The sequence below is a fragment of the Streptomyces sp. Ru62 genome, assembly GCF_002920615.1.
Taxonomy (GTDB): Bacteria; Actinomycetota; Actinomycetes; order Streptomycetales; family Streptomycetaceae; genus Streptomyces.
In genome coordinates this window covers 97,881-109,758 of the sequence record NZ_PQSU01000019.1, presented here as the reverse complement: position 1 = coordinate 109,758, position 11,878 = coordinate 97,881, and the positions used below count along the sequence as shown (strand labels likewise).

The window sequence follows — 11,878 nt, the reverse complement described above, 5'->3', positions numbered from 1 at the left end:
GCCCGGGCCCCGCCGTGAGCGGCCCGGACGGTGTCATGACGCGCCACCGAAGGAGTGACGGTCACGCCCGCCGACCCGGCCGCCCGGTACCAGTGGAAGCCCTCGAACCCCTGGAACCCGGAGGTATCCCATGCCCCTACGCCCCGTCGTCGTCACGACCCTCGGCGCCGCCGCCCTGCTGTGCACAGCCGTCGGCCCGGTCGCCGCCGACCCCTCCGAGCTGATCACGGTGGACCACGTCGGCCGGATCACGTCCGACGGCACGGTGACGCTCTCCGGCACCTACCGCTGCACCGGCGGCACCGGACCGGTGCTCGTCAGCTCCTCGGTCAGCCAGGGCGACCCCGGCCTCCACCACGGCATCGGCGGCAGCGTCGCCCAGTGCGACGGGGCGGAACACCGGTGGGAGCACTCCGGCAAGGCCTCTCCGGAGGTGCTGAAGGAGGGGGCGGCGCACGTGGAGGCCACCCTGACGGAGCTGCGTCCCTCCGGCATCATCGTGCTGCCGTCCTTCCACGCGGTCTCGCACCAGGACATCGAGCTCGCTCGGTCCGACGCGCCCTCGACGCCGGAGAAGGCTTCGGGCAAGTCGTCGTCGAAGGCGCCGGCGAAGTCCTCGGGCAAGTCGTCATCCAAGGCGCCGGCGAAGCCCTCGGCCAAGTCGTCACCGAAGGCGCCGGGCAAGTCGTCGGCGAAGACGCCCGCCGTGCCCGTTCGCTGATCCACGGCTCAGCCCGCGTCCCCTGCTTCAGACGCGGCCGGTCCCGTCCGGTTCCGGCGGGGCCGTCCTGCACCGGACCACCGGGGCGCCCGGCCGGCGCAGGGCGGCCACGAACTTGTAGCGGGAACCCCGGTACACCGAGCGCACCCACTCGACCGGGGTTCCCGCCGCGTCCCGCGAGTGCCGGGACAGCAGCAGCATCGGCAGCCCCACGTCGGTGCCGAGCAACTGCGCCTCGCGCGGGGTCGACAGCGAGGTCTCGATGGTCTCGTCGGCCTCGGCGAGATGGACGCCGTACACCTCGGCGAGCGCCGTGTAGAGCGAGGGGTACGTGGCGAGGGACCGGCGCAGGCCGGGGAAGCGGCGGACGGACAGATGGGTCGTCTCGATCGCCATCGGGTCGCCGCTGGCGAGCCTCAGCCGCTCGATGCGCAGCACCTTCTCGCCGATCCCGATGCCCAGCAGGCCCGCCAGCTTCTCGTCCGCCGGAGCCTCCCCGATGTCGAGCGTCTGCGAGGCCGGTGTGAGGCCCTGGGCCCGCATGTCCTCGGTGTGCGAGGTGAGTTGCAGCGTGCGGTACAGCTTGGGCTGGGCGACGAAGGTCCCCTTGCCCTGGATCCGGTCGAGCCGGCCCTCGCCCACGAGTTCCTGGAGCGCCTGCCGGACGGTGGTCCGTGAGGTGTCGAACCGGACGGCGAGCAGACGTTCCGCGGGCATGGCCGAACCGGGCTGCAGCGCCTCGGCCATGGAGAGCAGTTGCTGCTTGATCCGGTAGTACTTCGGCACGCGCGCGGTGCGGCCGGACGCCCCCCTGTGCGGCTGGGCGCTGCTGACGTCGGTGGTCATGCCTGCCTTCCCGGCTGTGTCGACGGTCTCCCGTTATAGCGACCAACTGCCCTATGGTCTAGTCCAACTGAACGGTCCGGGCGAAAGGGACGGAATGCGGACGGACGCACTCCGGTGACTTTCTCGTAACGGCCCGGACCGGCTTTCCGAACCACCCTTGACACTCCAAAAGGTCTAGGCCAAGCTCCACCGTACTGGTCTACACCATTAGTGGCCAGGTCCCGAGCCCTACGTGCAACAGCGTCGTACGCAGGTCACCGCCGAGGGCGTGGGGGGTTAGTGGCATCCCTGAGGAGGGTGGCGTGAAGCGCAAGCTTGCGGCCGCGATCGTGATCGCGGGCATGATGGTGTCCGTGTCGGCGTGCGGCGGGGACGACGGCGACGACAGCGGCAAGAACGCGGGACCGGACAGCTTCAAGGGCCAGACCCTGACGGTCTGGGCGATGGACGGCTCCACGCCGGACCAGTGGGTCAAGGACGTCACGGCCGCGTTCGAGAAGAAGACCGGCGCGAAGCTGAAGTTCGAGACGCAGAAGTGGGACGGGATCCAGCAGAAGATCACCACCGCCCTCTCCGAGTCCAACCCGCCGGACGTGCTGGAGGTCGGCAACACCCAGACCCCGGCCTACGCGGCCACCGGCGGCCTCGCCGACCTGAGCGACCTGAAGAAGGAGATCGGCGCCGACTGGACGCCGTCGGTCTCGCAGTCCTCCGTCTACGACGGCAAGCAGTACGCCGCCCCCTGGTACTTCGCCAACCGCGTCGTCATCTACAACAAGAAGATCTGGGCCAAGGCCGGCATCAAGGACACCCCGAAGACCCGGGACGAGTTCTTCAAGGACCTGGAGGCCATCGGCAAGAAGACCGACGCCGAGCCGATCTACCTGCCCGGCCAGAACTGGTACTTCTTCGACGGCCTGACCATCGGCCAGGGTGCCGACCTGGTGAAGAAGGAGGGCGACAAGTACGTCTCCAACCTCGGTGACCCGAAGGTCGCCAAGGCCATGGAGATCTACAAGAAGTACGCCTCCTACTCCAAGGCCCCCAAGGACAAGGACGAGGCCACCCCGCAGCAGGCCGAGGTCTTCGCCAAGGGCAAGACCGGCGCCTTCATCGGCATGGGCTGGGAGGCCGGTACGGCCGTCACCGCCAACAAGGCCATCGAGAAGGACCTCGGCTACTTCACCATCCCCGGCGAGACCGCGGACAAGCCCGAGGGCGTCTTCCTCGGCGGCTCCAACCTCGCCGTCGCCGAGGGCAGCAAGAAGCAGGCCCTGGCCAAGGAGTTCCTGAAGATCGCCCTGTCCGACCAGTACGAGGGCGAACTGGCCAAGCTCAACGGCGTCATCCCGAACAAGACGTCCCTGGAGTCCAACCTCAAGGGCAACGCCGTCGCCGAGGCCGCCGCCCCCGGTGCCGCCGTCGGTGGCACCACCCCGCTGATCCCCGAGTGGGGCGCGGTGGAGAACAACCCGAACCCGATCAAGTCGTACATGACGGCCGTGCTGAACGGCAAGTCCCCGGCGGACGCCGCCAAGCAGGTCGAGGGCGAGATCAACAAGCGCCTGGCCCAGCAGAACTGATGACCGCGCCGGGGGCGCCGCGCCGGCGCCCCCGGCTCACCAGTGTCGTCCGTACGGCCACGGAAGAGATGGCAACTCATGTCAGTGCAGACCGAAGGCACGGACACGGCCGGGGAGCCCGCTGTCCGCAAGGCCCGGGTACCGGCCCCGCCGCGCGGTGACAGCCGCACCACCGGCGCCCCGTCCCGGCGCCGAGCCGCCGCCCCCTACCTGCTCCTGCTGCCCGCGCTGCTGGCCACCCTGGTGCTGCTCGGCTGGCCCCTGGTCAAGAACGGCCTGCTGTCGTTCCAGAACCTCAACCCGCGCCAGCTCATCCAGCACCTCACCGAGTGGAACGGCGTCGACAACTACCAGGAGGTGCTCAGTGGCGGGGACTTCTGGCGCGTCGTCGAGCGCTCCGTCTTCTTCACCGCCGTCAACGTCGCACTGATCATGGTGCTCGGGACCCTGGTCGGCCTGCTGCTGGCCCGGCTCGGCAGCAAGATGCGGCTGCTGCTGATGATCGGTCTCGTCCTCGCCTGGGCCATGCCGGTCATCGCGGCCACCACCGTCTACCAGTGGCTGTTCGCCCAGCGCTTCGGCGTCGTCAACTGGGTGCTGGACAAGCTCGGCTGGCACTCCATGGCCGACCACAACTGGCTCCAGACCCAGTTCTCCACCTTCGCCGTGATCACCCTGCTCCTCGTCTGGCAGTCCATACCCTTCGTGGCGATCAACCTCTACGCCGCGACCACCACGATCCCCCGGGAGCTGTACGAGGCGGCCTCCCTGGACGGCGCCGGAGCCTGGAAGAGCTTCACCTCGGTGACCCTGCCCTTCCTGCGGCCCTTCCTGTACGCCACGACCTTCCTCGAAGTCATCTGGATCTTCAAGGCGTTCCCGCAGATCTTCGCGATGAACGAGGGCGGCCCCGACCACCTCACCGAGACCCTGCCGATCTACGCCTACGTCGAGGGCGTCGGCAACCAGCACTTCGGAGTCGGCGCCGCCATCTCCTTCCTGACCATCCTGGTCCTGCTCGTCATCACCTCGTACTACCTGCGCATGGTGCTCAAGCAAGAGGAGGACGAGCTGTGAAGCGCTCGCTCTTCGGCCGCTTCTGGCCCAACGCGACCGCCGTCGTCCTCTTCGTCGGCTTCGTGTTCCCCGTGTACTGGATGTTCGCCACCGCCTTCAAGCCGACCGGCGACATCATCTCCGAGGACCCGGTGTGGTTCCCGACCGACGCCACCCTCGAACACTTCAAGAAGGCCGTCGACGCCGACCACTTCTGGACCCTGGTGGTCAACTCCGTCACCGTCACGGTCCTGTCGGTCGTCTTCTCGCTCGTCATCGCCCTGTGCGCCGCCTTCGCCCTCGCACGGATGCGGTTCAAGGGCCGGCGCGGCCTCATCGTGACGTTCATGCTGGCGCAGATGGCCCCCTGGGAGGTCATGATCATCGCCATCTACCTGATCGTCCGGGACAACGACATGCTCAACAGCCTCGTCCCGCTCACCGTGTTCTACACGGTGATGGTGCTCCCGCTGACCCTGCTCACGCTGCGCGGCTACGTCGCCGCCGTGCCCAAGGAGCTGGAGGAGTCGGCGATGATCGACGGCTGCACCCGCACCCAGGCCTTCGTCAAGGTGATCTTCCCGCTGCTCGCGCCCGGCCTGATGGCGACCTCGCTGTTCGGCTTCGTCACCGCCTGGAACGAGTTCCCGCTCGTCCTGATCCTCAACAAGGACATCGAGAAGCAGACCCTGCCGCTGTGGCTGTCCCAGTTCCAGACCGCCTTCGGCGACGACTGGGGCGCCACCATGGCCGCCTCGTCCCTGTTCGCGCTGCCCATCCTGATCCTCTTCATCTTCCTGCAACGCAAGGCTGTCAGCGGTCTGACCGACGGCGCCGTGAAGGGATGACGCCCCCGATGACCACCATCGCCACCACCGCGTCCGGCAGCGGCTCCGCCGCGGGCGACGCCCTGACCCGGGACGCCCTCGCGGTGCTGCAACCCGGGTTCGACGGCACCACCGCGCCCGACTGGGTGCGCCGCCGCATCGGCGAGGGCCTCGCCTCCGTCGCCCTGTTCGGCCGCAACGTCGTCAGCGAGGAGCAGGTCACCGCCCTCACCCGGCAGTTGCGCGCCGAACGCGACGACCTGCTGGTCGCCATCGACGAGGAGAGCGGCGACGTCACCCGCCTCGACGTGCGCACCGGTTCCGCCTTCCCCGGCAACCACGCCCTCGGCGCCGTCGACGACCCCGATCTCACCCGGGCCGTCTCCCGCGAACTGGGCCGGCGCCTGGCCGCCTGCGGCGTCACCTTCGACTGGGCTCCCTCCGCCGACGTCAACGCCAACCCCGACAACCCCGTCATCGGCGTCCGCTCCTTCGGCACGAGCCCCGACCTGGTGGCCCGGCACACCGCCGCCTGGGTGGAGGGCCTGCAGTCCACCGGCGTCGCCGCCTGCACCAAGCACTTCCCCGGCCACGGCGACACCAACGTCGACTCCCACCACGCCGTACCCCGCATCGACGTCGACGCCCAGACCCTGCACGCGCGCGAACTGCCCCCGTTCCGCGCGGCCATCGCCGCCGGCACCCGGGCGATCATGAGCGCCCACATCCTCGTCCCGGCCCTGGACCCCGACCGCCCCGGCACCCTGTCCCGGCGCGTCCTCACCGACCTGCTGCGCGACGAACTCGGCTACCAGGGCCTCATCGTCACCGACGGCATGGAGATGCGGGCGATCGCCGGCACCTACGGCCTGGAGCACGGCGTGGTCCTCGCCATCGCCGCCGGCGCCGACGCCATCTGCGTGGGCGGCGGACTGTGCGACGAGGGCACCGTGCTGAAGCTCCGGGACGCCCTCGTGGCCGCCGTACGCTCCGGTGAACTGCCCGAGGAACGGCTCGCCGACGCGGCGGCCCGGGTCCGTGACCTGGCCGCCTGGACCGTCGCCGCCCGCGGCGACGCGGGGAGGACCCCGGCCGACCCGGAGATCGGCCTGGTCGCGGCCCGCCGCGCGCTGACCGTGACCCGCGCGGGCGCCGCGGCACCGGTCACCGGGCCGGTGTACGTCGCCCAGTTCAACCCCGCGCCGAACATCGCCGTCGGCGACCAGACCCCCTGGGGCGTCGCCGACGAACTGGAGCGGCTGCTGCCCGGCAGCGCCTCCGGCTCCTTCACCGGCGACGGGGCCGGCGCCGCCGTCCTCGCCGCGGCCGAGGGCCGCCGGATCGTCGCCGTGGTCCGCGACGAACACCGGCACGACTGGATGCGCTCCGCGCTCGACACCCTGCTCGCCGCCCGGCCCGACACCGTCGTGGTCGAGATGGGCCTGCCCCAGGCCCCGCCGCGCGGCGCCCTGCACATCGCCACCTACGGCGCCGCCCGGGTCTGCGGTGTGGCCGCGGCCGAAGCCGTCCTCGCGGGCTGACCCGACGGGCTCACCGGCCGCCCGCCGCAGCGGGCGGCCCACTCGATCGTGCTGTTTTCCCGGATCTCCACCGCACTTCGTGTTCCAGTTCCAGAGGAATCGCATGCAGACGCCCCACCCCTTCCTGCACCGCGCGGCGACCGGCCGCCCCTACTTCAGCGCCGACGGCGAGACCTACCTCGCCCCGACCCCCCTGCGCGACCTCCAGAAGACCCAGCCGCTGCGCGTGCTGTCCGAGGAGGACTTCGCCTTCTGGCAGACGTACGGCTACGTCATCGTGCGCGAGGCCATCACCCCCGGCGAGGCCAAGGGACTCCTCGACTTCGCCTGGGAGTTCCAGGGGCTCGACCCCGACCGCCCCGACACCTGGTACGAGGAGCCGGAGTTCCGCTCCGAACTCGACCGGCACCTGTTCATCTACGGCTTCGTCGAGGCCTACCACCACCAGCTCATCTGGGACAGCCGGCAGAACCAGCGCGTCTACGACGCCTTCGTGGACGTCTGGGACAGCCCGGAGCTGTGGGTCACCCTGGACCGCCTCAACCTCAACCCGCCCAACGTCCGCACCCGGTCCCGCTCCCACATCGAACCCACCGACGAGGGCTTCGACATCGAGCTGCACTGGGACGTCGACACCACGCTCGCCGTCCTGCCGCAGCGTGTGCAGGGCATCATCGCGCTCACCGACACCCGCCCCGAACTCGGCGGCTTCCAGTGCGCGCCCGAACTCTTCCGCCGCTTCGAGGAGTGGCGTCTCGCCCAGCCGTCCGGCCGCGACCCGGTCCGCCCCAACACCGACCGCGCCGAGTTCCCGGTGGTCCGCCCCGAACTCCAGGCCGGCGACCTGCTGATCTTCAACGGGCTGCTCGCCCACGGCGTCGCGCCCAACGTCTCCGACAACGCTGTCAGAGCCGTCCAGTACCTGTCGATGATGCCCGCGCTGGAGGAGCACACGGCCCTGCGCGACTCCCGCGTGGAATCCTGGCGCACCCTGGCCACCCCCGACTGGAACGCCACCCTGCTCGGCGACGCCCGCGAGCCCGAGGCCCTCCGCTACGGCCCCGCCGGACTGAACGACCTGGGACGCAGGCTGCTCGGCCTCGACCCCTGGGCCGCCGCGGAAGGTGCCCGGTGAACCGCGTCTGCCTCACCCTGCCCACCAACCGGGCCTGCTCCGCCACCATCACCGCCCTGCACGCGGAAGCCGCCTACGCCGCCCGGCACTTCGGCGCCGAGGTCGAGCTGCTGATCCTGGACTCCGCCGACGACCGCACCCGGACCGAGCACACCCGCACGGTCGCCGCCCTGCCCGCACACCAGGGCGTGACCGTCCGCCACTACGACGAGGAGGCCCAGCGGGACTTCCTGCGCCGGGTCATCCGTGAGGCGGGCGTGCCCGAGCCGGAGCGGCTGCTGCGTCTCATGCTCCCGCCCGCCGTCTCCTACGGCGCCTGCACCAACCGCGCCTTCCTGCTGGCCGCCGCCCTCGGCTGCGACTCGGTGCACCGCCGCGACTCCGACAGCACCTACCAACTCCACGCCGGCCGACCGGTGTTCCCCGTCCACCACGAGCTGCCCTGGCTCGGCCGCCCCGCAGCCGAGGCCTCGGCCGCCGTCACCCGCACCGACCTCGACCCGGCACTGGCCCACCGCCCGGTCTCCCTGGCCGGAGCCTCCTTCATCGGCGAACTCTCCGTGGACATCGGCGAGATACGACGCCTGGACGAGGCGGTCTACCACGACGTGGTCGGACTCTGGGCGCCCGGCGACTGGCCCGAGGACCGCAGGCGCGCGCTGGTCGAGGAGTCCTTCACCGGCGCGGGCACCACTGCCTTCACCGGGGACCACTCCACCCTCACCCTGGTCGACCCCATGCGCGTCGACATGTGCAACGTCGCCTTCGACCGCGCCGTGTACGAGCGCGTCCCCCTCCCGCCCGCCACCGACACCATCGGCAGCGACTACTTCCTCCTCCACCTCGTCCACGACGCGGGCCTGCCCGGCATCCTCCACAACCGCCACATCGAGAACTTCCACACCCCCGAACGCCGCACCGACACCGGCTTCCCGGCCTACCAGCGCCGCTTCGTGAAGTTCCTGCTGTCGATGCTGTACTTCCACGACGTGTACGCCCGGATGGCGGCCGAGGGCGCGGGCCTGCTGGACGAGCGGCAGCGGGTCCGCCCCGACCGGATCGTGGGCTTCCTCCGCGAGAGCACGGGTCTGGACCGGGCCGAGAACATCTGGCGCCTGGACCGGGTGGACACGGCGTACCGCAAACTGGGCGGCCGGTACGCGAAATTCGCGGACCAACTCTGGGCGGAACGCGAAGGGTTACTCGACCAGGCCGAACGGGACATTGAAGACTTCGCTCACTTGACCGAATGCTGGCCGGTACTGATCAGGGCGGCCCGCACATGAGCGCCCCGAAGGGGCGCGGGGAACGGCGCGATCAACCACAACGAACCCGCACCAGCACCACGGACCGCCTCCTCTACGACCTCACCGGCATAGAGCACCAATACGACACCCTGTTGAGCGAGCTGCCCGGAACACACATCCGCTTCGCCCTCAAGGCCTGCCCGGTCGACGAAGTCCTCCGCGCACTGGCCGCCGCAGGCGCCGGCTTCGACGCGGCCGGCCCCGCCGAGATCGAGCAGGCCCTCCGCGCCGGCGCGCACCCCGACCACGTCCACTACGGCAACACCATCAAGTCCGACCACGACATCGCCGAGGCCCACCGCCTGGGTGTCCGCACGTTCGCCACCGACAGCGTCGAGGACGTCACCGCCGTCGCCGCGCACGCGCCCGGCGCCCGGGTGTTCTGCCGCCTCGCCACCAGCGGGGACGGCGCCCTGTGGGGCCTGAACCGCAAGTTCGGGTGCGCACCGGACGACGCCGTCCGCGTCCTGGGGGCGGCCCGCGCCGCCGGCCTGGTCCCGGCGGGCCTGTCCGTGCACGTCGGTTCCCAGCAGATGACCGGCGAGGCCTGGCAGCAGGCCCTGGACACCCTCGCCGGAACCCTGACGACGCTGGCCGGGCGGGGGATCGTACCCGACCATGTGAACCTCGGCGGCGGGCTGCCCGCGCTCGGCTACCTCGACCGGCGCGGCGACCCCCTCGACCCTCCGCTGGACAAGATCTTCACCGTGCTCCGCGAGGGCATGGAACGCCTGAACGCGCTGGCCGCCGCCCCGCTCGACTTCGTGCTGGAGCCGGGGCGTCACCTGGTCGCCGACCACGGCGTGATCCACGCCCACGTGGTCCGGCTGACCGAACGGACGCAGCCGGACGGCGGGCGGACCCGCTGGCTGTACCTGAGCGTGGGCAAGTACAACGGCCTGTACGAGATGGACCAGGTCACCCACCCGCTGGTCTTCCCGGGACGGGAGACGGAGGAGCACGTCCCCGCGATCGTCGCCGGACCCACCTGCGACAGCGACGACGCCTACGGCGAGGGCCGGTACCCGGTGCGCGTGCCCCGGTCCGTCGGCTCCGGCGACCCGGTCCGGATCCTCGCCGCCGGCGCCTACGCCAGCAGTTACATGACCCAGGGCTTCAACGGCATCCGCCCGCTGCCGGCCGAGTGCACCCGTGGCCAGGAAGGACACCACTGAGATGACAGGCCTCATACGGGGCATCACCGAGGCCGACTGGCCCGAGGTCGCCGCCCTGGAGGCCGGGGCGTACGCGGACACCTCGCTCACCGAGGGCGAGGCCGCCCTGCGGTCCCGGGTCTCGGCGGGCACCGGCTTCGTCCTGGACCTCGACGGCCGGATCGCGGGCTACGTCCTCGCCCTGCCGTACCCGCGGTTCCGCTGTCCCGACCTGACCGGCCCCGAACGGGTCGCCCACCACGCCACCAACCTCCATCTGCACGACCTGGTGGTCAGCGCGCCGCTGCGGCGCCGGGGCCTGGGCACCCGGCTGGTCCGGCACCTCACGGACACCGCCCGCGCCCGGGGCTTCGCGACCATGTCGCTGGTCGCGGTCGCCGGCAAGGAACCCTTCTGGCGGGCCAACGGCTACCGCCCCCACCATGAGGCGCGTGTGCCGGCCGGCTACGGCAGCGGTGCGGTGTACATGTCGGCACAGCTCGCGGCCCTGCGGAAGGCGAGCTGATGACCGCACCGTCCTTCCGGCGCGCCAAGTGGTCGATCGCGGCGCTGTTCTGCTTCCTCGGCTTCCAGTACGGCACCTGGGTGTCCCGGCTGCCCGCGCTGAAGACCCGGCTGGACCTGGGCGCCGGCGAGGTGGGTCTGCTGCTGATGGCCTGCGGGGCCGGCGCGGCGGCCTCCTTCCCGCTGGTGGCCGTCCTGATGCGGCGGCTCGGCTCCCGCCTGCTGTCCCTCCTGTCCGCCGCGGCCCTGATCGCCGTCCTGGCCGCCCTGTCGGCCGTACCGGACTACCCGCTCGCGCTGCTGGCCGTGTGCGCCGACGGTGTCGCGGTCGGCTGCCTCAACGTGGCCATGAACGCGCAGGGCGCCGCGCTGGAGAGCACCCACGGGCGTACGGCCATGTCCCAGCTGCACGCCACCTTCAGCGGCGGGCTGCTCGCCGCCGCCCTGCTGGCCTCCGGCGTGACCACGCTGACCGCGTCCGTTCCGGGGCACTTCGCCGTGGCCGGGATCCTGTTGCTGCTCCTGCTCGCCGGCGCCCGCCCGGGGCTGCTGACCCACCGGGAGCCGGACCCCGCGGCCCCGGAGGGGCCGAAGCGCCGTGGCCGCCGCGGCCTGCCCTCCGGCACGACCCTCCTCATGGGCTGCGCCATGGCCTTCGGCACGATCACCGAGGGCGCGATGAACGACTGGTCGACGCTCTACATGAAGGACGTCGTGAAGGCGTCGGCGACCGTCGCCCCGCTCGGCATCGCGGTCGTCTCGGTGATGATGCTGCTGGCCCGCGCCTGGGCGGACCGCTGGCGCACCCGCTGGGGCGACGGACGCGTGGTGCGGGCCGGCAGCGCGGTGGCCGCGGTGGGGCTCGCCCTCGCGCTGCTCGCCGGGGGAGTGGTGCCCACCCTGCTCGGCTTCGCCTGCGTCGGCCTCGGCGCGGCGGCCGTCACCCCGTGCGTGTACGTGGCGGCGGCCGGCCGTGGCGCGGACGCGCTGGCGCTGGTCGCCGCGATGGGCACCACGGGCCTGCTGGCCGGTCCCGCCCTGATCGGCTTCGTCGCCGGCGCGGCGAACCTGACCGTGGGCATGGCCACGGTGGCGGCCTCCGCACTGATCGTCACGGCGACCGCCTTCCGGATCCCGTGGCGGGCCCCCGCTCCGGAACCGGAGCCGGTCGGCTGACGCGGGT

The 11,878-nt window shown here is 71.4% G+C and carries 11 protein-coding genes; 10 read left to right on the top strand and 1 reads right to left on the bottom strand.

Translation table 11 applies throughout. The features are described from left to right. Positions 1-130: 130 nt before the first annotated feature. Positions 131-721, top strand: coding sequence for a DUF6299 family protein (locus C3492_RS25565; RefSeq protein WP_219822092.1), 591 nt, complete (start codon positions 131-133; stop codon positions 719-721). 27 nt (positions 722-748) lie between these two features. Here the strand turns inward: C3492_RS25565 and C3492_RS25560 are convergent, their stop codons facing one another. Further along, positions 749-1,567 (bottom strand): GntR family transcriptional regulator, encoded by an 819-nt coding sequence (locus C3492_RS25560; RefSeq protein WP_103814413.1) that lies wholly within the window; start codon positions 1,565-1,567, stop codon positions 749-751. Positions 1,568-1,869: 302 nt separating this feature from the next. Between C3492_RS25560 and C3492_RS25555 the strand changes: the two genes are divergently transcribed. The 9 genes from C3492_RS25555 (at position 1,870) to C3492_RS25515 (ending at position 11,871) form a co-directional block, all read left to right on the top strand. Then, entirely contained in the window at positions 1,870-3,150 is a 1,281-nt protein-coding gene (locus C3492_RS25555; protein WP_030645154.1) for an extracellular solute-binding protein, read from the top strand. Positions 3,151-3,228: 78 nt separating this feature from the next. Next, positions 3,229-4,227, top strand: a complete 999-nt coding sequence (locus C3492_RS25550) for a carbohydrate ABC transporter permease (protein ID WP_181140545.1) — start codon at positions 3,229-3,231, stop codon at positions 4,225-4,227. Then, positions 4,224-5,054 carry a carbohydrate ABC transporter permease gene (locus tag C3492_RS25545; RefSeq protein WP_103814409.1) on the top strand — a complete coding sequence of 277 codons (831 nt, stop codon included), beginning with the start codon at positions 4,224-4,226 and terminating at the stop codon, positions 5,052-5,054. Before C3492_RS25550 ends, C3492_RS25545 begins: the two co-directional genes overlap by 4 nt. Before the next feature lie 8 nt (positions 5,055-5,062). Further along, complete coding sequence (locus C3492_RS25540; protein ID WP_103814407.1) at positions 5,063-6,574, top strand: glycoside hydrolase family 3 protein; 1,512 nt, start codon at positions 5,063-5,065, stop codon at positions 6,572-6,574. A gap of 103 nt (positions 6,575-6,677) precedes the next feature. After that, positions 6,678-7,709: a phytanoyl-CoA dioxygenase family protein gene (locus C3492_RS25535; protein ID WP_103814405.1), complete on the top strand. Its 1,032-nt coding sequence runs from the start codon at positions 6,678-6,680 to the stop codon at positions 7,707-7,709. Beyond that, on the top strand, positions 7,706-8,995 hold the full coding sequence (locus C3492_RS25530) for a DUF6271 family protein (protein WP_103814403.1): 1,290 nt from the start codon (positions 7,706-7,708) through the stop codon (positions 8,993-8,995). The genes C3492_RS25535 and C3492_RS25530 overlap by 4 nt, the downstream gene beginning before the upstream one ends. Beyond that, a complete protein-coding gene (locus C3492_RS25525) occupies positions 8,992-10,191 on the top strand; it encodes an alanine racemase (RefSeq protein WP_103814533.1) in 1,200 nt (399 codons plus the stop codon). The genes C3492_RS25530 and C3492_RS25525 overlap by 4 nt, the downstream gene beginning before the upstream one ends. Before the next feature lies 1 nt (position 10,192). Then, entirely contained in the window at positions 10,193-10,696 is a 504-nt protein-coding gene (locus C3492_RS25520; protein WP_103814401.1) for a GNAT family N-acetyltransferase, read from the top strand. Further along, positions 10,696-11,871, top strand: coding sequence for an MFS transporter (locus tag C3492_RS25515; protein ID WP_103814399.1), 1,176 nt, complete (start codon positions 10,696-10,698; stop codon positions 11,869-11,871). The genes C3492_RS25520 and C3492_RS25515 overlap by 1 nt, the downstream gene beginning before the upstream one ends. The last annotated feature ends 7 nt before the right edge of the window (positions 11,872-11,878 follow it).